The sequence below is a fragment of the Geodermatophilus poikilotrophus genome (genome assembly GCF_900111455.1).
Lineage (GTDB): Bacteria > Actinomycetota > Actinomycetes > Mycobacteriales > Geodermatophilaceae > Geodermatophilus > Geodermatophilus poikilotrophus.
This window is the reverse complement of the sequence record NZ_FOIE01000006.1, coordinates 260,643-280,276: the sequence shown is the minus strand read 5'-3', so window position 1 is coordinate 280,276 and position 19,634 is coordinate 260,643. Positions and strand designations below refer to the sequence as shown.

The window sequence follows — 19,634 nt, the reverse complement described above, 5'->3', positions numbered from 1 at the left end:
CTGGTCCCTCCGGGGTCGGGGCCCGCTCCCTGGCGAGGACCGGGCTGGTCATCTCACGCTGTGGGATGCGAGTATTGCTGTGTGGGACAGCCTAACCCCGTCGCCGTGCTGGACAAAGCGGTGGCCATCCTCCGCGCCGTCGCCGCCGAGCCCGCGACCCTCGCCGAGCTCGTGGAGCGCACCGGGCTGCCCCGGGCGACCGCCCACCGCCTGGCCGTGGCCCTGGAGGGACACCGCCTGGTCCGGCGCACCCCGGTCGGCGCGTGGGCGCCCGGCCCGGCGCTGGCCGAGCTGGGCCGCGGGATCGCCGACCTCGCCGAGCTGGCCGGCCGGCACCTGGTCACCCTGCGCGACACCAGCGGGGAGAGCGCCCAGTTCTACGTCCGGGACGGCGCGAGCCGGGTGTGCGTGGCCGCCGCCGAGCGGGCGCACGGGCTGCGCGACACCGTGCCGGTCGGGGCGCGGCTGCCGCTGACCGCCGGCTCGGCGGCCCACGCGCTGCTCGCCTTCGCCCCCGCCGAGGAGGTCACGCCGCTGCTGCCCAGCGCCAGCTTCACGGCCCGCACGCTGCTCGACGTCCGCCGCCGGGGCTGGGCGCACAGCATCGCCGAGCGCGAGCCCGGGGTGGCGTCGCTGTCGGCGCCGGTCCGCGACTCGGCCGGGGCGGTGCTGGGGGCGGTCTCCATCTCCGGGCCGGTCGAGCGGCTGGGCCGCCGTCCCGCCCCCGAGGTGGTGGGCGCGGTGCTCGAGGCCGCGGGCGCGATCTCCCGCGCCGTCCGCTGAGCGAGGGGCCCTGGCCCCCGCCTCCCTCCCTCCCTCCCTCCGGCCCTCCGGCCCTCCGGTATGGACCATGGGGCTGCTGCATGTCGTCGCGGGTCGCCTGCAACCCCGTGGTCGACCCAGCGGGACGGCGGGGGGACCTGGCCACGCGCACCCGGCCGCTGACTGCCGACCGGCTGAGCGCCCGGGTAGTTCCCCTCGGGGGCCGCCCGGCGAAGACTGGACCCATGACCGCCACCGAGCCCACGCACCGCAGCCGCGCCCGGATCGCCGCGCCCGGCGAGGGCATCGGCCTCGACGAGCTGGCGCTGGCCACCCGCAACCACGGGATGCCGCTGGAGGCGCTGCGCTACGACGTGACCCCGCCGGGGCTGCACTACGTGCTCACGCACTACGACATCCCCGCCGTCGACCCGGCGACCTGGTCGCTGGAGGTCGGCGGGGCGGTCGCCCGGCCGCTGCGGCTCAGCCTCGACGACCTGCGCCGCCGCCCGGCCGTCACCTCACGGGTGCTGCTCGAGTGCGCCGGCAACGGCCGCGCCCGCTACGAGCCGCGGCCGGTGAGCCAGCCCTGGCTGCTCGAGGCCGTCGGCACCGCCGAGTGGACCGGCACCCCGCTGGCCCCGCTGCTGGAGGAGGCCGGTCCGGCCGACGGCGCGGTCGACGTCGCCTTCACCGGTGCCGACCACGGTGTGGAGCGCGGCGTCGAGCAGGACTACGCGCGGGGCCTGCCGCTGGCCGAGGCGGTGCGCCCGGAGGTGCTGCTGGTCTGGGGGATGAACGGGATGCCGCTACCGCCGCAGCACGGCGCTCCGCTGCGACTGCTGGTGCCCGGCTGGTACGGCATGGCGCACGTCAAGTGGCTGACCCGCATCGAGGTGCTCGACCGACCCTTCGACGGCTACCAGAACACCACCGCCTACCGGCTGAAGGTGGACGCCGCCGAGGCCGGCGAGCCGGTCACCCGCATCGCGCCCCGGGCGCTGCTCGCCCCACCCGGCTGGCCGGACTTCATGACCCGCGAACGCTTCCTGCGCCCGGGCCCGGTGACGCTCACCGGGCGGGCGTGGTCCGGCCGGGCGCCGATCCAGGGCGTCGAGGTCAGCACGGACGGCGGGGCCACCTGGTCCCCCGCCGAGGTCGCGCCGGCCGACCCGGCGCACCCGTGGGCCTGGCGGGCCTGGACGTTCCCCTGGACGGCGGAGCCGGGCAGCTGGGAGCTGCTCGCCCGCGCGACCGACGCCGAGGGCAGCCAGCCCACCGAGCAGGTGTGGAACCGGCAGGGCATGGCGAACAACCTGGTGCAGCGGGTGCCGGTGACGGTCCTCGGGTGACCGGACGCGGCCCCGTCCAGCGGCTCGCCGCGGCCCCGTCCAGGGTGACCTCCGGGGGTGCGGGTCAGGCCAGGCGCCGGGCACCTGCGGCGGGCACGACCGCGAAGGCCCGCGGAGGCGCGAAGCCGCGCTGCGCGAAGCGGTCGGTGATCGCCCGCGCGACGGTCCCGGTGCGGCCGGCGTCGACCAGCACCACGGCACTCCCGCCGAAGCCGCCGCCCACCATGCGGGCACCGGTGGCGCCGGCCTCCAGCGCGGTCGCCACGGCGGTGTCGAGCTCGACGGTGGAGATCTCGAAGTCGTCCCGCAGCGAGGCGTGCCCGGCGGTCAGCACCGGCCCGATCGCCGCCGGGTCCGCGGTCTCGCGCAGGATCCGCACGACCTCCAGCACCCGGGCGTTCTCGGTCACGATGTGCCGGGCGCGGCGCAGCAGCACACCCCCCTCGGGCGTCCCGTCGTCGAGCGGGGCGAGCGCGGCCACGTCCGGGACGTCGCGCAGGGCGCGCACCCCGAGCCGCTCGGTGGCCTGCTCGCACTCGCGGCGCCGGTCGCCGTAGCCGCCGGTGGCGTGGTCGTGCGTCGTCCCCGTGTCGACGACGAGCAGCTCCAGGCCGGCCGCCCGCAGGTCCAGCGGCACCTGCTCGGAGCCGCGGTCGCGGGTGTCGAGGAACAGCGCGTGGCCGGCGGTGCACAGCAGCGACGCGGACTGGTCGAGGATGCCGGTGGGCGCGCCGACGAAGTCGTTCTCCGCCCGCCGGGCGACGTCGACCAGGTCGGCGACGGCGAGCTCGGGGGCGGCCAGGTCGCGCAGCGCCAGCGCCACCGAGCAGGACAGCGCGGCCGACGACGACAGGCCCATGCCCGCCGGGACGTCCCCGTCGACCAGCACGCTCACCCCGCCGGGCACGCGGTCGCGCAGCACGTCGACGACGCCGGCCGGGTAGCCGGCCCAGCCGTCCGGCCGCCCCGGCGCCAGCTCCGCGACCGGCAGCTCCACCCGGTCGCCGGGGTGCTGCGCGGAGACCAGTGCGACCAGCCCGTCGTCCCGGCGGGCGACCGCGGCGCGCGTGGTGTGCGGCAGCGCCACCGGCAGCACGAAGCCCTCGTTGTAGTCGGTGTGCTCACCGATCACGTTCACCCGGCCGGGCGCGGCCCAGATCCCCTCCGGCTGCCCGCCGAAGGCCTCCGCGAAGGCCTGGCGCGCCCGGTCGGCCGCGCTCACCGCACGGTCCGCAACTGCTCCGCGACGTCCTCCGGGGTGGTGTCGCTGATGAAGGCGCCCATGCCGGACTCCGAGCCGGCCAGGTACTTCAGCTTCCCGGGCGCCCGGCGCAGCGAGAACAGCTGCAGGTGCAGCCACCAGTCCTCGCGCCCGCGGGTGACCGGCGCCTGGTTCCAGGAGGCGATGTAGGGCATCGGGGTGTCGAAGCGGCGGGCGAAGCGGCCCAGCACGTCGAGGTACACCCCGGCCAGCGAGTCGCGCTCCGCAGCCGTGAGCGCGGGTAGGTCGGGCACCCGGCGGTGCGGGAACACCAGCAGCTCGTAGGGCCAGCGCGCGGCGGCCGGCACGAACGCCGTCCAGTGCTCGTTGGCGGCGACCACCCGCGGCCCGGCACGCTCGGCGGACACCACGTCGGCGAACAGGTCGCCGCCGGTCTCGCGCCGGTGCCGCTCGACCGAGGCCAGCACCTTCTCCACCCGCGGCGGGACGAACGGGTAGGCGTACACCTGCCCGTGCGGGTGGGAGAGGGTCACCCCGATCTCCTCGCCGGAGTTCTCGAAGACGTAGACCTGCTCGACCCCCTCGATCGCCGACAGCTCCGCGGTCCGCTCGGCCCACACGTCGACCACCAGCCGGGCGCGGTCGGCACCGAGCGTGGCGAAGGACCGGTCGTGCTCGCTGGTGAAGACGACGACCTCGCAGCGGCCGAAGCCGGGCCGCAGCTCGGTGAGCGGTGCGCCGGGCGCGGTCGGGGGGACGTCGCGCTCGACGGCCGTGGCCAGCGAGGGGAAGCGGTTCTCGAAGACGACCACCTGGTAGTCGGCCTCGGGCACCTCGGTGGCCTCGCGGCCGGGCCGCGTGGGGCACAGCGGGCAGAGGTCCGCCGGCGGCAGGAAGGTCCGCGTCTGCCGGTGCGAGGCCAGGACCACCCACTCCCCGAGCAGCGGGTCCCACCGCAGCTGCGACCGGGTGCTGACGGGAGGCAGGTCGCGGGGATCCTCGGCGTCCCGCGGCGGCGCGGTGTCCCCGGCGTCGAAGTAGAGGATCTCCCGGCCGTCGGCCAGCCGACGACTCGTCCGGATCACTGGTGCGCCCCGCCTTCCCGCCGGTCACCACGGTGCATGAGCGGCGCCCCGACGCTAGACCCGCCCCAGCGACCAGGCCACTCCGGTGGGTCCTGGCACGACGAGAGCCCCCGGTCGGGTGACCGGGGGCTCTCACCCGCTGTAGCCCCGAAGGGATTCGAACCCTCGCTACCGCCGTGAGAGGGCGGCGTCCTGGGCCGCTAGACGACGGGGCCGTGCACGTCCATGCTGCCACGCGCCGCACCCGGCCCGGACACCGGGGGCACCCCGGAGACGACGAGAGCCCCCGGTCGGGTGACCGGGGGCTCTCGCTCGCTGTAGCCCCGAAGGGATTCGAACCCTCGCTACCGCCGTGAGAGGGCGGCGTCCTGGGCCGCTAGACGACGGGGCCGTGCGGTGGTGCTGAGGAACTGTGTCTCCAGGCAGACAGCTTCCTCGCTGGGGTACCAGGACTCGAACCTAGACTAACGGAACCAGAAACCGTCGGGCTGCCAATTACCCCATACCCCAAGGGTGGTACTGCACCTCGCGGCGCTGGACAACACCATACCCGATGACCGGAGACGGCCAGGGCACCCCCCTCGGTGACGGTGGTCGCAGGTCGAAGGCGGCACTGCGCACCTCCGGCCGCAGCCGGCGGCGGGAGCGGGCGACCAGGGCGACGTACGCGGCCAGGGCGAGCAGGTCGACGAGCACCACGAGGACGCCGGTGCCGTCCGCGACGGACTCGGTGGCCACCCCCTCCCCCAGCGAGCCGGCCAGGAGGAAGACCACGACGTTGTTGGCCGCGTGCAGCACGATCGCCGCCTCGAGCCCCCCGGTCAGCCAGACGACGGCCGAGGCGGCCAGCCCGAAGGCGAACCTGTCCAGGAACGTCCAGACGTCGGGCGGCAGGTGGGCGGCCGAGAACAGGGCAGCGGTCAGCACCCCGGCCACCACGGCACCCGCCTGCGGCCGGCCCACCCACCCGGCGATCGCCTGGCTGAGGTAGCCGCGGAACACGTACTCCTCCGCGGCCGACTGCAGCGGCGTGGTCAGCAGCACGACGAGCAGCAGCCACCCGAAGCCGGCCACCGGGCCGGTGGCCTCCCAGTCCCCGGCCACGAAGCCCAGCAGGACGCTGAGCAGGAGGCCGAGCCCGAGCGTGGGCAGCGACAGGAGCGTGGAGGGCAGCAGCAGCCGCCAGCGCAGCCGGGCGAGCACCGACGACGACCAGCCGGGGCGCATGCCGTGGGCGGCGACCCACGCCAGCCAGACGCAGGGGATCGCGACGATCAGCGAGAGGTTGGTGAGCAGCAGCAGGGTGGGGTCGGTGAGGTCGGTCGGGTCGATCGCCGTGGGGTCGGGGAAGGCCCCGACGGCGAACCCGGCCACGATCACCACGACGGCGGCGACGAGGTAGACGGCCGTGAACAGCAGCAGACCCAGCAGCGGGCGCCACCAGCGCCAGCTGCGGCTGCGCATGGCCTGCAGGAACTCGACCGGCGTGTCGTGCGGTGGGGTGCCCGGCGCCGGCTGCCACTGCATCCCGGGCGGGGGCCCCCACGGCGGGGCCGTGTGCGGTCCCGGCTGCAGCGGCACCGGACCGAGCGGCCACGGGACCGGCCCGGCTCCCACTCCCGTGGGAGGCGGCGCTTGCACGCCGTACAGCGCCCCGGGGACGTACGGCGGCGCGCCGTAGGGACCGGTCGGCGGCGGCCCCCGGTAGGGCTCGTCGTCCGCCGCGGGCCAGCCCGGCGGTACCGCTGCGCTCACCGGGTCATCCGGGGACGGCGGCCCGGGCCGCGGTGAGGCGGGCCAGGGTGCGCTCCCGGCCGAGCAGCTCGATGGACTCGTAGAGCGGCGGCGACACGGTGCGCCCGCTGACCGCGACGCGCACCGGGCCGAACGCCTGGCGTGGCTTGCGGCCCAGTCCCTCGACGAGCGCCTCCTTGAGCGCAGCCTCGATGTCGCCGGTGCTCCAGTCGGGCAGCTCGCGCAGGGCGGTCGCGGCGGCGTCGAGCACCTCCGCCGCCTCCGGGCCGGCCAGCTGCTTGGCCGCGGCCGCCGGGTCGATCTCCACGTCGTCGACGAACAGGAAGCCGAGCAGCCCCACGGCGTCGGAGAGGACGATCATGCGCTCCTGGGCCAGCGGGGCGATGGCGTCGAGGACGCGACGTTGCTCGGCCGTCGGCGGTTCGCTGACCAGTCCGGCGCGGGCGAGGAACGGCACCACCCGCGCGGTGAAGTCCTCCACCGGCAGCGCGCGCAGGTGGGTGGCGTTGATCGCCTCGGCCTTCTTGAGGTCGAAGCGGGCCGGGTTCGCGCTGACCCGGGTGATGTCGAAGGCCTCGACCATCTCGGCCATCGAGAAGACGTCGCGGTCCTCGGCGATCGACCAGCCCAGCAGCGCGAGGTAGTTGGCGAACCCCTCGGGGACGAAGCCGCGCTCGCGGTACACGTCGACGTTGGACTGCGGGTCGCGCTTGGACAGCTTCTTGCGGCCCTCGCCCGTCACGTAGGGCAGGTGGCCGAAGCGGGGTGCGCCGGAGGCCACGCCGATGTCGGTCAGCGCGGCGTAGAGCGCCAGCTGCCGCGGCGTGGAGGGCAGCAGGTCCTCGCCGCGCAGGACGTCGGTGATGCCCATCAGGGCGTCGTCCACCGGGTTGACGAACGGGTAGAGCGGCACCCCGGTGGCCCGGACGATGACGAAGTCGGGCACCGAGCCGGCGGCGAAGCGGATCTCCCCGCGGACCAGGTCGGTCCAGGCGAGGTCCTCGTCCGGCATCCGCAGCCGCAGCACCGGCTCGCGGCCCTCGGCGCGGAAGGCCGCCTTCTGCTCGTGGGTCAGGAACCGGTCGGCGTTGTCGTAGCCGAGCTTGGGGTCCTGCCCCGCGGCCAGCCGGCGGGCCTCGACCTCCTCGTTGGTGGAGAAGGACTCGTAGGCGTGCCCCGCCGCCAGCAGCTCCTGGGCGACCTCGCGGTAGACCTCGTGCCGTTCGGACTGCCGGTAGGGCCCGTGCGGACCGCCGGCCTCCGGGCCCTCGTCCCACTCCAGGCCCAGCCAGCGCAGGCTGTCCAGCAGGTGCCGGTAGGACTCCTCGGAGTCGCGGGAGGCGTCGGTGTCCTCGATGCGGACGACGAACGTGCCGCCGGTGTGCCGGGCGTGCGCCCAGTTGAACAGCGCCGTGCGGAGCAGGCCGACGTGCACCATGCCCGTCGGCGACGGGCAGAACCGGGTGCGGGTCGTCGTCGGGTCGGTGGGCGGGAAGCCGGTCGCGGTCACCGCAGGCCGCCGGCGGTGGAGGCGGTGTCGGCGCCGCTGACGCCGTTGACCAGGGACCCCAGGCCCTCGATGGCGCACTCGACCCGCTGGCCGGGCCGGATCGGCCCGACGCCGGACGGGGTTCCGGTGAGCACCACGTCGCCCGGCAGCAGGGTCATCACCTGCGAGATGTGGGAGACCAGCGTCGGGATGCCGAACAGCAGCTGGCTGGTGCGGCCGGACTGGCGCAGCTCGCCGTCCACCGTGCAGGTGACCTCGAGGTCGGCGGGGTCCTTGCCCAGACCGGCGAGGTCGGTCTCGATCCAAGGGCCCAGCGGGCAGAAGGAGTCGAAGCCCTTCGCGCGGGTCCACTGCCCGTCGCCGGCCTGCATGTCCCGCTCGGTGACGTCGTTGGCGATCGTGTAGCCGAACACGCTGCCCAGCGCCTGCTCGGGGGTGACGTGGCGGGCGCCGCGGGCGCCGATGACGACGGCCAGCTCGACCTCGTGGTGCACGTTGGTGCTGCCCGGCGGGATGCGGATGGCGTCGCCCGGGCCGATGACCGTCGTCGACGGCTTGAGGAACAGCAGCGGCTGGGACGGGGCGTCGCCGGTGCCCATCTCCTCGACGTGCGCCGTGTAGTTCTTGCCGACGGCCACCACCTTGCTCGGCAGGATCGGCGAGAGCAGCCGGACGTCGGCCTGGGCGTGGCGCTGACCGGTGAAGGAGATGGTCCCGAACGGGTGGCCCTCGATCTGGGCGACCTGGCCGTCGCCGTCGAGGACGCCGAAGGACATGCCCGAGGGCGAGGCGAAGCGGACGATGCGCACGCTCCGAGGCTAGTCGGCGTTCTGCGCGCGTCCCCGCGGAGGAGGACCTAGCGTGCCCCCATGGCCTGCCGTTTCTCCGAGCTCGTGGTGGACAGCCGGGACCCGGAGTCGCTGGCGGTCTTCTGGGCGGAGGTCCTCGGGTACGAGGTCCTCGGCCGGGAGGACGACGGCGGCGTGGAGATCGGCCCGGCGGCCGGCTTCGGCGGCCCGGCGCCGACGATCGTGTTCGCGCCGGTGGCCGAGCCGACACCGGGCAAGGTGCGGCTGCACGTCGACGTCAGCCCCACCGACCGCGACCAGGACGCCGAGCTGGAACCGCTGCTCGCGCTGGGGGCCACCCGTGCGGACGTCGGCCAGTCCGGCGACGAGAGCTTCCACGTGCTGGCCGACCCGGAGGGCAACGAGTTCTGCCTCCTGCGCCGCCGCCTCGACCCGCTGTGACCGAGTCCTGACAGAGGAGACCGACATGATCCTGATCGTCATCAAGATGCCCGTCCGCCCGGACCGCATCGACGAGTTCCGCACCCACGCCGACGAGTACGCCCGCGCGGTGAACGCCGAGGAGGGCAGCCTGTTCTTCGAGTGGTCGCGCAGCGTCGAGGACCCGAACACCTTCGTCTGCATCGAGGGGTTCCGGGACTCAGCGGCCGGCGCCTCGCACGTGGCCACCCCCCACGCCAAGGCGGCCTTCGACTGGATGTCGGACCTGGTCGCCGAGCAGCCGCAGATCATCTACATCGACGCCCCGGAGGTCAGCGGCTTCGGCCCCATGGGCGAGGTCCAGCCCAGGAACTGAGCACCCGGACTCCCTCGGGCCGAGCACGCGCCGGCGGCCCTCCCCCGTCGGGAGGGGCCGCCGGCGTGTCAGCCTCCGGGACGGCGACCGGGACGTTGACCAGCAACCCGGGGTGCCGCACAGTGGCGCGGTGACCCGGGCCCTGGCGGTGCTCACCCTGCTGGCGCTGCTCACGGTCGTGGTCGAGGCGACCGACGACCCGCACCCGCTGCTCGCCGTCGCCCTCGGCGTGACGTACGCGGCGCACGCGCTCCTCGCGCTCCCGTGGCTGGCCCGCCAGCCCGTCCCGCGCCGGTACTGGCTGGCGGCCGGGCACGTGTGCCTCCAGCTGCCGCTCGGTGTCCTGCTCTTCGGCGCGACGGGTGCCGGGGTCGGGGCGACGCTGCTGCTGCTGGTGCTGGTCAGCCAGAGCGTGCTGCTCCTCCCCCTGCCGGCGGCCGCACTGGTCACCGCCGCCATCCCCCTCGTGCACCTGGGGATGAGCTGGGCGGACTTCGCGCGCAACGGCCTGGGAGCGCTGGGCGCCGCGGTCTTCACCGCGGTCGTCACCGCACTGCTCCAGCGGGAGCAGCGGGCCCGGGGCGAGCTGGCCGAGGCCAACGAGCGGCTGCGCGGGTACGCCGCCCAGGCCGAGGAGCTGGCGACCACCCGGGAGCGCAACCGGCTGGCCCGCGACATCCACGACGGCCTCGGCCACCACCTGACCGTCGTCCAGATGCAGGTGCAGGCCGCCCGGGCCGTGCTGCCGACCGACCCCGGCCGCGCCGACGAGGTCCTGGCCAAGGCGCAGCACCAGGCCAGTGAGGCGCTGGCCGAGGTCCGCCGGTCAGTGGCGACCCTGCGCGAGCCCCGGACGACGCCGCCGCTGCGCACCGCGCTCGAGGCCCTGGTCGCGGAGGTCTCCGCCGCCGGCGTCCCCGCGACGCTCGAGGTCGTCGGCAGCGAGCGGCCGCTGCCCGCCGAGGCCGAGGAGTCCCTCTTCCGGTCGGCGCAGGAGGGGCTGACCAACGTCCGCAAGCACGCCGGGGCCGCCTCGGCCCGGGTGACCCTGACCTACGGCGCCGACGGCGCGGTGCGGCTGGCGGTGCGGGACGACGGCCGCGGTCTGCCGGCCCGACGGCGCGGCGAGGACCCGGGCGCCTTCGGCCTGCTGGGGTTGCGGGAGCGGGCGGCGCGCGCCGGCGGGCAGCTGAGCGTGGCGTCGGTGCCGGGCGGCGGCACCGAACTGCTGGTCGAGGTGCCGGGGTGAGCGTCGTCCGCGTGCTGGTGGTCGACGACCAGGCGCTGTTCCGCGAGGCGCTGGTCACCCTGCTGGGCGCCCGGCCCGAGGTCGAGGTCGTCGGGGAGGCCGGCGACGGGCAGCAGGCGCTGGAACGGGCGGCCGCGCGGCAGCCCGACGTCGTCCTCATGGACCTGCACATGCCGGTGCTCGACGGCATCGCCGCGACCCGGCGGCTGCGGGTGGAGCAGCCCGGCGTCCGGGTGCTGGCGCTGACGACGTTCGACGACGACGAGGACGTCTTCGCCGCGCTGCGGGCCGGCGCGCTGGGCTACCTGCTCAAGGACGTGTCCTCCGACCGCCTGGTCGAGGCGGTGCTGTCGGCCGCTCGCGGGGAGTCGGTGCTGCAGCCGTCGGTGGCGGCCAAGGTTGTGGCCCGCTTCGCGCAGCTGGACGACGCCCCCCGGCCCCGGCCGCAGCCGCTGGTCGTGCCGCTGTCCGACCGCGAGCTCGACGTCCTCCGGCTGCTGGCCGACGGGCGCAGCAACCGGGAGATCGCGACGGCACTGTTCCTGGCCGAGGGCACGGTCAAGAACCACGTGACGAACGTGCTGGGCAAGCTGGGCGCCCGCGACCGCACCCAGGCGGCGCTGCGCGCCCGGGCCCTCGACCTGCTCTGAGGGGTCATGCCGAGAGGTGACCGGCGACCGTGACCTCCGGCACCTGGCAGGGACGGCGCGGCGTCCGACCCTCTGTCGCATGACGACGCAGACCCCTCCCCGGCACACGCACAGCCCCGGCCGGCACACCTGGCACCTCGTCCGCCACTACCTCGAGATGGTCGTCGCGATGGTGGTCGGGATGGTGGTCCTGGGTCCGCTCGAGGCCCTGCTCTGGCCCGGCGTGGACGACCGGGTCGACGTGCACGCCGTGGTCATGGCCACCAACATGGCCGTCGCGATGGCCGCCTGGATGCGCTTCCGCGGCCACTCGTGGCCGGCGATCGCGGAGATGTCCGCGGCGATGTACGTGCCGTTCGCCGTCCTGCTGGTGCCCTACTGGGCGGGCGCGGTGTCCGGCTCGTTCCTGTTCACCGCCGGGCACGTGCTGATGCTCCCCGCCATGGCACTGGCGATGTGGTGGCGCCTGGACGAGTACGCGCACTGAGGACCGCGCTCCGTCGCGCGGAGGAGGACCTGTCCCGGACCCCGGACAGGTCCTCCTCCGCGCAGCCGCCGGACCGCGAGTCCGCCGCCCGGGGTCAGCGGTTGCGGACGGCGTAGGTGAGCGCGTCGACCAGGGCGTGCCAGGAGGCCTCGACGATGTTGTCGTGGACGCCGACGGTGGTCCACTCCCCCACCCCGTCGGTCGTGTCGATGAGCACGCGGGTCGTGGCGCCGGTGCCGCCCTTCCAGCCCAGGATGCGCACCTTGTAGTCGGCCAGCGAGACGTCGGCCAGCTGCGGGTACCGGCTGACCAGCGCCTGGCGCAGCGCGTTGTCCAGGGCGTTGACCGGGCCGTTGCCCTCGCCGGTCGAGATGATCCGCTCGCCGTCGACGTGCACCTTCACGGTGGCCTCGCTGACCACGTCGCCGTTGCCCCAGTGCTCGACGGAAGTCCGGTAGCTCTCCAGCTCGAACAGCGGCGGCGGCGCGTCGGGCAGCTCGGCGCGCAGCAGCAGCTCGAAGGAGGCGTCGGCGGCCTCGAACGACCAGCCGTCGGCCTCCAGCACCTTGACCCGGTCGACGACCCGGCCGATGACGTCGGCGTGCCCGTCGAGGTCGACGCCGAGCTCCCGGCCCTTGAGCTCCACCGACGCCCGGCCGGCCATCTCGGTGACGAGGATGCGCATGTCGTTGCCCACGACCGCCGGGTCGAGGTGGTTGTAGAGCTCCGGGCTGACCTTGATGGCGCTGGCGTGCAGCCCGGCCTTGTGCGCGAACGCGGACGCCCCGACGAACGGCTGGTGGTCGTCCGGCGCGATGTTGGCCAGCTCGGCGATGGCGTGGCTGACCCGCTGCAGCTCGCGCATGCACTCGGCCGGCACGACCGGCAGACCCATCTTGGTGACCAGGTTGCCGATCAGGGAGAAGGTGTCGGCGTTGCCGGCGCGCTCGCCGTAGCCGTTCGCCGTCCCCTGCACGTGGGTGGCACCGGCCTCGACGGCGGCCAGGGTGTTGGCGACCGCGCAGCCGGTGTCGTCCTGGCAGTGGATGCCCAGCTTGCCCTCGACCCGCGCGCGGACGTCCGCGACGACCCGGCCCACGCCCATCGGCAGCATGCCGCCGTTGGTGTCGCACAGGACGCCGACCTCGGCGCCGGCGGCGAACGCGGTCCGCAGCACCTCGACGCCGTGGTCGGGGTCGGCGGCGTACCCGTCGAAGAAGTGCTCGCAGTCGACGAAGACGCGCCGGCCGTGGCCGACGAGGAAGGCGACGGTGTCACCCACCATCGCCAGGTTCTCCTCCAGCGTGGTCCGCAGCGCGTCGCGCACGTGCCGGACGTCGGACTTGGCGACCAGGCAGACCACCGGCGTCTCCGCGTCCAGCAGCGCGCGCACCTGGGGGTCGTCCTCGACCCGGACGCCGGCCTTGCGGGTGGAACCGAACGCGACCAGCTGGGCGTGCCGGAGCTTGAGCTCGGTGCGGGCGCGGGCGAAGAACTCGGTGTCCTTGGGCAGCGCGCCCGGCCAGCCGCCCTCGATGAAGCCGACGCCGATCTCGTCGAGCAGCCGGGCGACGGCCAGCTTGTCGGCGACGGAGTAGCTCACGCCCTCGCGCTGGGCGCCGTCGCGCAGCGTGGTGTCGAAGACGTGGAAGTCGGTGCTGGTCGGCACGGTGTCCTCCAGGGGACGGCGCAACGGCCCCAGACACGAAGAAGACCTCCCGGGAACGGGAGGTCTGCGCGCGGTCCGGGGAGTGGACTGCGCGCTAGGCGATGATGATCGTGCGGGTGGGCGACATCGCCCTCCAGTGAAGCACGCGCCCCGCCGTCCCCGGCAGGTGCGTGTCCGGATGACGGCGGGCGGCCGACCGTCAGGAGCCCACAGGACCCGTCCCGCCGCGAGCGCGGTGGGGTGCTGGAACGGCCCCTCTGCAGGGTCCCGCCGCGAGCCCGGTGAGGTGCTGGAACGGCCCCTCTGCAGGGTCCCGCCGCGAGCCTGCGAGCGGCGGGGGGCAGAGGGGTCCTCTCTCAGCCGCCGGCGAGCGCGGCGAGCCGGTCGCCGACCTCCTCGGTGCGGACCTGGGCCTCCGGGTCGCGGGTGGAGAGGTCGAAGGCGACCGCGGCGTTGACCTTGCGGGACTGGTCGGCACGGCCGAGGTGGTCGAGCAGCAGCCCCGCCGACAGCACCGTGGCCGTCGGGTCGGCGACGCCCTTCCCGGCGATGTCCGGGGCCGAGCCGTGCACCGGCTCGAACATGCTGGGGTTCGTGCCCGAGGCGTCGAGGTTGCCGCTGGCGGCCAGCCCGATGCCGCCGGTGACGGCCGCCGCCAGGTCGGTGACGATGTCGCCGAAGAGGTTGTCGGTGACGATGACGTCGAAGCGGCCCGGGTCGGTCACGAAGAACATCGAGGCCGCGTCGACGTGCTGGTAGGCGACGGTGACCTCGGGGAACTCCGCGGAGACCTCCTCGACCGTCCGCGACCACAGCGACCCGGCGTGGGTGAGCACGTTGGTCTTGTGGATCAGCGTCAGGTGCCGGCGCGGCCGGGCCAGGGCCCGCTCGAAGGCGTAGCGGACGACCCGCTCCACGCCGAACGCGGTGTTCAGGCTGACCTCGGTGGCCACCTCGTGCGGGGTGTCGCGGCGCAGCACGCCGCCGTTCCCGACGTAGGGCCCCTCGGTCCCCTCGCGCACGCAGAGCATGTCGATGGCGCCGGGGGCGGCCAGCGGGCTGCGGACGCCGTCGAAGAGGCGGGCCGGTCGCAGGTTGACGTGGTGGTCGAGCTCGAAGCGCAGCCGCAGCAGCAGCCCGCGCTCGAGGATGCCCGGCGGGACGCTCGGGTCGCCGATGGCACCCAGCAGGATCGCGTCGTGCTGGCGCAGCTCGTCGAGCACCGTGTCGGGCAGCAGCTCGCCGGTGCGCTGCCACCGCGACGCACCGAGGTCGTAGGGGGTGCTCTCGACGTCGGGAGCGACCGCGCGGAGGACCTTGAGGCCCTCGGCCACCACCTCCGGGCCGATGCCGTCTCCAGGGATCACTGCCAGGCGCATGGGCACCGACCCTAGGTCAGCGGGGGGTCAGGTCCGCGGAGCGGGCCTCACGCGCGCCGATCCGGCCGGCGATGTCGCCGAGCAGCTCGGCCGGGACGGGGCTGTCGACGGTCACCGCCATGAGCGCCTCGCCGCCGCGGGTGGTGCGGCTGACCTGCGCGCCGGCGATGTTGACGCCCGCCTCGCCCAGCGCCGCGCCGACCGTGCCGACGACGCCGGGCCGGTCGGTGTAGACGAAGAAGAGCAGGTAGCCCGCCGCGTCCAGGTCCATGTCGAAGCCGTTGACCTCGACCAGCTTGGGCACCTGGTTCTTGCCGAAGAGGGTGCCCGAGACGGTCACCTCGGTGCCGTCGGACATCGCGCCGCGGACCCGGATCAGGTTGCGGTAGTCGGGGCTCTCCACGTCGGTGGTGAGCGCGACCTCCAGGCCGCGCTGGTCGGCGAACAGCGGGGCGTTGACGTAGGTGACCTGCTCCGCCACGACGTCGGAGAAGACGCCCCTGAGGACGGCGAGCTGCAGGACCGAGTCGTCGAACTCGGCGATCTTGCCGCGGACGTCGACGGTGACCGACTGGGCCAGCCCGCCGGCGACGGCGGTGAACACGCGGCCGAGCTTCTCGGCCAGCGGCAGGCCGGGGCGGACGTCCTCGGCGACGACCCCGCCGGCCTGGACGTTCACCGCGTCCGGCACGAACTCGCCCTGCAGCGCCAGCCGCACCGAGTGGGCCACCGCGGTGCCGGCCTTGTCCTGCGCCTCCGTCGTCGAGGCGCCCAGGTGCGGGGTCACGACGGTGTTGGCCAGCCCGAACAGCGGGCTGTCGGTGCACGGCTCCGTGGCGTAGACGTCGATGCCGGCCGCGCCGACCTGGCCCGATGCCAGCGCCTCGGCGAGGGCGGCCTCGTCGACCAGCCCGCCGCGGGCGGCGTTGACGATGATCACGCCGCGCTTGGTGGTGGCCAGCTCGGCGGCGCCGATGAGGCCGAGGGTCTCCGGCGTCTTGGGCAGGTGGATGGTGATGAAGTCCGCCTCGCGGAGCAGCTCCTCCAGCGACACCATGCGGACGCCGAGCTGCGCGGCGCGGCCCGGCTGGATGTAGGGGTCGTAGGCGATCAGCGTGACCCCGAAGGCGGCCAGGCGCTGGGCGACCAGCTGGCCGATCCGGCCCAGCCCGACCACGCCGACGACCTTGTCGGTGACCTCGACGCCGGTGAACTTGGAGCGCTTCCAGGCGCCCTCGCGCAGCGACGCGTCGGCGGCCGGGATGTGCCGGGCGGCGGCCAGCAGCAGCGCCACCGCGTGCTCGGCCGCGCTGACGATGTTCGACGTTGGCGCGTTGACGACCAGGACGCCGCGCTCGGTGGCCGCGGGCACGTCGACGTTGTCCAGGCCGATGCCGGCCCGGGCGACCACCTTCAGGTTCGGAGCGGCGGCCAGCGCCTCGGCGTCGATCTGCGTGGCGCTGCGGATCATCACCGCCGAGGCGTCGGCCAGCGCCGGCAGCAGGGCGGCGCGGTCGGCGCCGTCGACGTGCCGGATCTCGACGTCGCGCCCCAGCACCTCCAGCACGCTGGGGGCGAGTTCCTCGGCGATCAGGACGACGGGCGCAGTCGTGGTCACGGGAGCACAGCCTAGGGACGACCGCCCGCCGCGGGGCCGACCACCCCGCCCCCCGTCCTCGGGCACCCCCCGCCGGAGGGGTGGGGTCGCTTGCCCGGGTGCGGACGGGCCGACATCCTGGCGCACGACCAGGCCGTCGTCCTGGTCGCGAACGGTCGGCGGGACGCCGGCGCTGACGGAGGGGACCATGAGCACCCACGACGACGAGCACGGCTCGAGCACCGACCCGCGGTACCAGCCCCCGCAGCAGTACGGGCAGCCGCCGCAGTACGGGTCGGGCGGGCAGCAGGGGCAGCCGTACGGGGGCCAGCAGTACCAGCCCTCCCCCCACGGCCCGGGGCAGCCGCAGGTCCAGCCGCACGGCGGGTCCGGGTACCCGCAGTACGGCCAGCCGGGCGGCTACGGCCAGTACCCACCCCAGGGTCAGTACGGGCTGCAGTACGGGCAGTACGGGCAGTACGGCGGTCAGTACGGGCCGTACGGCCAGACGGCGGTGCCGGCCCGGCCCGCGCCGGTCGTGGTGGCCGCGGTGCTCGGCTTCGTCTTCAGCGCGGTCGGCGCGCTGACGGCCCTCGGCCTGCTCCTCGGCGGGGCGCTGGTGGGGACCGTCCTCGAGGACGTCGTCGCCAGTGACCCCACCCTGAGCGACGTCGACCCCAGCGAGATCGGCGAGGTCACCGACTTCGCGTTGCTCTTCGGGATCGGCTTCGGGGTGCTCGCCCTCATCTGGACGGCGCTCATGATCTGGGGTTCGGTGCGCGCGCTGACCGGGCGCAGCCGCGTGCTGCTGCTGGTGGGCGGGGCGATCGCCGTGGCGGTCACCGGGCTGTTCCTGCTCGCCGTCCTCTCCGAGGTCGCCACCGGCGGGGTGGGTGGGGGCGAGGTCGTGTTCTCCCTGCTCGTCTTCCTCGCGGCCCTGGCGATCGTCGTGCTGCTCTGCCTGCGGCCGGCCGCGCAGTTCTACGCCGCGCACCGCGCCCGGCGGGCCGGCCGCTGATGCCCCGAGGGGAGCGCCCCGTGTCCTCGACCGGTCGTCCCGGGGCCGGAGTGCCACAGCGGCCGCCGCACGTCCTCATGGCGGGCATCGCGGGCTTCGCGGAGGCCACGCTGCTGTTCCTGGTGGCGCTGGTGTCCTTCACGTTCAGCGCCGAGTCGGGCCTGCTGGCGCTGTTCGGCGTTCTCTACCTCGCGCTGACGGCGACGTGCCTCTGGGGCGCCGTCTCGGTCCTCCGGGGCCGCGACCGCCGGCCCCTGGTCGCTGCGTCGGCGGTCACCGGGGTCGTCGCCCTGGTCGGCCTCGTCGTCGGTTTCCTGCAGGGTCAGGGCGTGAGCCTCCTGCCCGCACTGCTCCTGCTGCTCGCCGTCGGCGCCGTGGTGCTCCTGCTGCAGGCACCGTCCCGCGAGTGGTTCGCCGCGCACCGCGACGGCTGAGTCTCCGGGAACGGCGGAGGGCCCCTGCTGCCGTTCGGCAGCAGGGGCCCTCCTCGTGACGTGCGGGAGCGGCCACCCTCCGGGGACCCGCGCCGAGCCCGGATGGCCTCGTCCGGAGGCTCGCCCCGGGCTTGCGGGGGCGTGGCGGACGAGGTCCTCCGCGGGGGAGGCTGGTCCTCCCCTCAGCCCCGCGCGGCGGTGCCGGTGTAGTCGTCGGACGCCGACACCCAGCTCATCAGGCCGCGCAGCTTGCGCCCGGTCTCCTCGATCGGGTGCGCCTCGGCCTCGGCGCGGCGGCGCTTGAAGTCCGGTGCGCCGGCGTCCTGGTCGGCGATGAACTCCGCGGCCCAGGTGCCGTCCTTGATCCGGGCCAGGACGTCCTTCATGGCGTCCTTGACGTGCTGGTCGATGACCTTAGGCCCGGAGGTGTAGTCGCCGTACTCGGCGGTGTCGGAGACCGACCAGCGCTGCTTGGCGATGCCGCCCTCGTACATGAGGTCGACGATCAGCTTCAGCTCGTGCAGGCACTCGAAGTAGGCGATCTCGGGCTGGTAGCCGGCCTCGGTGAGGGTCTCGAACCCGGCGGTGATCAGCGCGCTGGCGCCACCGCACAGCACGGCCTGCTCGCCGAACAGGTCGGTCTCGGTCTCCTCGGCGAAGGTCGTCCGGATGACGCCGGCGCGGGCGCCGCCGATGGCCTTGGCGTAGGACAGCGCGAGCTGCAGCGCCTGCCCGGTGGCGTCCTGCTCGACGGCGACGAGTGCCGGCACGCCCTTGCCGTTCTCGAACTCGCGGCGCACCAGGTGGCCGGGGCCCTTGGGGGCGACCATGGCGACGTCGACGCCGGCCGGGGGCTTGATGTAGCCGAACCGGATGTTGAAGCCGTGGGCGAAGAACAGGGCGTCGCCGTCCTGCAGGTTGGGCTCGACCGACTCGGCGTACAGCCTCCGCTGCACGTGGTCCGGGACGAGGATCATAATCAGGTCGGCCTCGGCGGCCGCCTCGGCCGGCGCCACGACCCGCAGGCCCTCGGCCTCGGCCTTGGCACGGCTCGTGCTGCCCTCGGGCAGGCCGACGCGGACGTCGACCCCCGAGTCGCGCAGCGACAGGGCGTGCGCGTGCCCCTGGCTGCCGTAGCCCAGGACGGCGACGGTGCGCCCCTGGATGATCGACAGGTCGGCGTCGTCGTCGTAGAAGATCTCGGCGGCCATGTGCAGTGGGTTCCCTTCGGGGTGATCGGGCGGGCCCGCTGCAGGGGCCCGCCGCGAGCGTGCGCGCGGTGGGGGCAGCGGGGTCCTTACGCGGATCGGTCGACCGGGCGCAAGGTACCGGCGCCGCTCATCGAGCGCGGACCCCGCCCCAGGGCGACCGTGCCCGACTGCGCCATCTCCTTGATGCCCAGCGGGGCGAGGACGGCGAGCAGGGCCTGGAGCTTGTCCGGCGTCCCGGTCGCCTCCAGGGTCACGGTGTCGGTGTTGACGTCCACGACGCGGGCCCGGAACAGCTCGGCGGTCTGCAGCACCTGCGTGCGGTCGGCCATCGGCGCGCGGACCTTCACCAGCAGCAGCTCCCGCTGGACGGCCGCGGCCGAGTCCAGCTCGACGATCTTGATGACCTCGACGAGCTTGTTCAGCTGCTTGGTGATCTGCTCCAGCGGCTGGCTCTCCGCGTCCACGACGATCGTCATCCGGGACAGGTCGGGGTTCTCCGTCGGCCCGACGGCGAGCGACTCGATGTTGAACGCGCGGCGGCTGAACAGCGCCGAGACGCGGGCCAGCACACCGGACTTGTTCTCGACCAGCACCGACAGCGTGTGGCGTGACATGTCAACGTTCCTTCCAGGTGCCAACGTGCTCAGCG

19 protein-coding genes and 3 tRNA genes are annotated in these 19,634 nt (G+C 74.6%); 9 read left to right on the top strand and 13 right to left on the bottom strand.

What is annotated here, in order from left to right; all coding sequences use genetic code 11:
• The first annotated feature begins 105 nt into the window (after positions 1-105).
• Positions 106-783 (top strand): IclR family transcriptional regulator, encoded by a 678-nt coding sequence (locus BMW27_RS15405; protein ID WP_245743612.1) that lies wholly within the window; start codon positions 106-108, stop codon positions 781-783.
• Between the two features lie 224 nt (positions 784-1,007).
• Positions 1,008-2,114, top strand: a complete 1,107-nt coding sequence (locus BMW27_RS15400; protein WP_091445579.1) for a sulfite oxidase — start codon at positions 1,008-1,010, stop codon at positions 2,112-2,114.
• 64 nt (positions 2,115-2,178) lie between these two features.
• Here the strand turns inward: BMW27_RS15400 and galK are convergent, their stop codons facing one another.
• The 8 genes from galK to BMW27_RS15360 all read right to left on the bottom strand — a co-directional run bounded on the left by galK (position 2,179) and on the right by BMW27_RS15360 (position 8,495).
• Positions 2,179-3,336 (bottom strand): galactokinase, encoded by a 1,158-nt coding sequence (gene galK / locus BMW27_RS15395; RefSeq protein WP_091445577.1) that lies wholly within the window; start codon positions 3,334-3,336, stop codon positions 2,179-2,181.
• Positions 3,333-4,421: a galactose-1-phosphate uridylyltransferase gene (galT, locus tag BMW27_RS15390; protein ID WP_091445575.1), complete on the bottom strand. Its 1,089-nt coding sequence runs from the start codon at positions 4,419-4,421 to the stop codon at positions 3,333-3,335. The genes galK and galT overlap by 4 nt, the downstream gene beginning before the upstream one ends.
• Positions 4,422-4,563: 142 nt before the next feature.
• Positions 4,564-4,636: transfer RNA gene (locus BMW27_RS15385), tRNA-Glu, on the bottom strand.
• 103 nt (positions 4,637-4,739) lie between these two features.
• Positions 4,740-4,812 (bottom strand) — tRNA-Glu (locus tag BMW27_RS15380).
• 47 nt (positions 4,813-4,859) lie between these two features.
• Positions 4,860-4,931: transfer RNA gene (locus BMW27_RS15375), tRNA-Gln, on the bottom strand.
• Positions 4,917-6,176, bottom strand: coding sequence for a CPBP family intramembrane glutamic endopeptidase (locus BMW27_RS15370; RefSeq protein WP_091445573.1), 1,260 nt, complete (start codon positions 6,174-6,176; stop codon positions 4,917-4,919). Before BMW27_RS15370 ends, BMW27_RS15375 begins: the two co-directional genes overlap by 15 nt.
• Before the next feature lie 4 nt (positions 6,177-6,180).
• Positions 6,181-7,686 carry a glutamate--tRNA ligase gene (gene gltX, locus BMW27_RS15365; protein WP_091445572.1) on the bottom strand — a complete coding sequence of 502 codons (1,506 nt, stop codon included), beginning with the start codon at positions 7,684-7,686 and terminating at the stop codon, positions 6,181-6,183.
• Positions 7,683-8,495 carry a fumarylacetoacetate hydrolase family protein gene (locus BMW27_RS15360; RefSeq protein WP_091445569.1) on the bottom strand — a complete coding sequence of 271 codons (813 nt, stop codon included), beginning with the start codon at positions 8,493-8,495 and terminating at the stop codon, positions 7,683-7,685. The genes gltX and BMW27_RS15360 overlap by 4 nt, the downstream gene beginning before the upstream one ends.
• A 60-nt stretch (positions 8,496-8,555) precedes the next feature.
• Between BMW27_RS15360 and BMW27_RS15355 the strand changes: the two genes are divergently transcribed.
• The 5 genes from BMW27_RS15355 (at position 8,556) to BMW27_RS15335 (ending at position 11,677) form a co-directional block, all read left to right on the top strand.
• Positions 8,556-8,936 carry a VOC family protein gene (locus BMW27_RS15355; protein ID WP_091445567.1) on the top strand — a complete coding sequence of 127 codons (381 nt, stop codon included), beginning with the start codon at positions 8,556-8,558 and terminating at the stop codon, positions 8,934-8,936.
• A gap of 25 nt (positions 8,937-8,961) precedes the next feature.
• Positions 8,962-9,291 carry a putative quinol monooxygenase gene (locus BMW27_RS15350; RefSeq protein ID WP_091445565.1) on the top strand — a complete coding sequence of 110 codons (330 nt, stop codon included), beginning with the start codon at positions 8,962-8,964 and terminating at the stop codon, positions 9,289-9,291.
• Positions 9,292-9,421: 130 nt separating this feature from the next.
• Positions 9,422-10,540, top strand: a complete 1,119-nt coding sequence (locus tag BMW27_RS15345) for a sensor histidine kinase (protein WP_091445563.1) — start codon at positions 9,422-9,424, stop codon at positions 10,538-10,540.
• Positions 10,537-11,190 carry a response regulator gene (locus tag BMW27_RS15340; protein WP_091445561.1) on the top strand — a complete coding sequence of 218 codons (654 nt, stop codon included), beginning with the start codon at positions 10,537-10,539 and terminating at the stop codon, positions 11,188-11,190. Before BMW27_RS15345 ends, BMW27_RS15340 begins: the two co-directional genes overlap by 4 nt.
• Before the next feature lie 79 nt (positions 11,191-11,269).
• Positions 11,270-11,677, top strand: coding sequence for a hypothetical protein (locus BMW27_RS15335; protein ID WP_091445560.1), 408 nt, complete (start codon positions 11,270-11,272; stop codon positions 11,675-11,677).
• A gap of 94 nt (positions 11,678-11,771) precedes the next feature.
• On the opposite strand, the gene cimA is transcribed toward BMW27_RS15335, so the two are convergent.
• The 3 genes from cimA to serA all read right to left on the bottom strand — a co-directional run bounded on the left by cimA (position 11,772) and on the right by serA (position 16,343).
• Entirely contained in the window at positions 11,772-13,346 is a 1,575-nt protein-coding gene (cimA, locus tag BMW27_RS15330; protein WP_091445558.1) for a citramalate synthase, read from the bottom strand.
• A gap of 356 nt (positions 13,347-13,702) precedes the next feature.
• Complete coding sequence (locus BMW27_RS15325; protein WP_091445556.1) at positions 13,703-14,725, bottom strand: 3-isopropylmalate dehydrogenase; 1,023 nt, start codon at positions 14,723-14,725, stop codon at positions 13,703-13,705.
• A 16-nt stretch (positions 14,726-14,741) separates the two neighbouring features.
• A complete protein-coding gene (gene serA / locus BMW27_RS15320; RefSeq protein ID WP_091445555.1) occupies positions 14,742-16,343 on the bottom strand; it encodes a phosphoglycerate dehydrogenase in 1,602 nt (533 codons plus the stop codon).
• A 187-nt stretch (positions 16,344-16,530) separates the two neighbouring features.
• Here serA and BMW27_RS15315 point away from each other — a divergent pair, with 187 nt between their 5' ends.
• Together BMW27_RS15315 and BMW27_RS15310 are read left to right on the top strand one after the other, a co-directional pair.
• Entirely contained in the window at positions 16,531-17,340 is an 810-nt protein-coding gene (locus BMW27_RS15315; RefSeq protein WP_091445553.1) for a hypothetical protein, read from the top strand.
• Positions 17,341-17,360: 20 nt separating this feature from the next.
• A complete protein-coding gene (locus BMW27_RS15310) occupies positions 17,361-17,774 on the top strand; it encodes a hypothetical protein (RefSeq protein WP_139206913.1) in 414 nt (137 codons plus the stop codon).
• 182 nt (positions 17,775-17,956) lie between these two features.
• Here the strand turns inward: BMW27_RS15310 and ilvC are convergent, their stop codons facing one another.
• Positions 17,957-18,985 carry a ketol-acid reductoisomerase gene (ilvC, locus tag BMW27_RS15305; RefSeq protein ID WP_091445549.1) on the bottom strand — a complete coding sequence of 343 codons (1,029 nt, stop codon included), beginning with the start codon at positions 18,983-18,985 and terminating at the stop codon, positions 17,957-17,959.
• Between the two features lie 86 nt (positions 18,986-19,071).
• Positions 19,072-19,599 (bottom strand): acetolactate synthase small subunit, encoded by a 528-nt coding sequence (ilvN, locus tag BMW27_RS15300; RefSeq protein ID WP_091445547.1) that lies wholly within the window; start codon positions 19,597-19,599, stop codon positions 19,072-19,074.
• Between the last annotated feature and the right edge of the window lie 35 nt (positions 19,600-19,634).

Excerpts from the sequence above, each read along its gene's own strand:
- BMW27_RS15400 (WP_091445579.1), top strand. The coding sequence starts at position 1,008 with ATGACCGCCACCGAGCCCACGCACCGCAGCCGCGCCCGGATCGCCGCG.
- BMW27_RS15355 (WP_091445567.1), top strand. The coding sequence starts at position 8,556 with ATGGCCTGCCGTTTCTCCGAGCTCGTGGTGGACAGCCGGGACCCGGAG.
- BMW27_RS15350 (WP_091445565.1), top strand. The coding sequence starts at position 8,962 with ATGATCCTGATCGTCATCAAGATGCCCGTCCGCCCGGACCGCATCGAC.
- BMW27_RS15335 (WP_091445560.1), top strand. The coding sequence starts at position 11,270 with ATGACGACGCAGACCCCTCCCCGGCACACGCACAGCCCCGGCCGGCAC.
- BMW27_RS15325 (WP_091445556.1), bottom strand. The coding sequence starts at position 14,725 with ATGCGCCTGGCAGTGATCCCTGGAGACGGCATCGGCCCGGAGGTGGTG.
- BMW27_RS15315 (WP_091445553.1), top strand. The coding sequence starts at position 16,531 with ATGAGCACCCACGACGACGAGCACGGCTCGAGCACCGACCCGCGGTAC.
- ilvC (WP_091445549.1), bottom strand. The coding sequence starts at position 18,985 with ATGGCCGCCGAGATCTTCTACGACGACGACGCCGACCTGTCGATCATC.
- ilvN (WP_091445547.1), bottom strand. The coding sequence starts at position 19,599 with ATGTCACGCCACACGCTGTCGGTGCTGGTCGAGAACAAGTCCGGTGTG.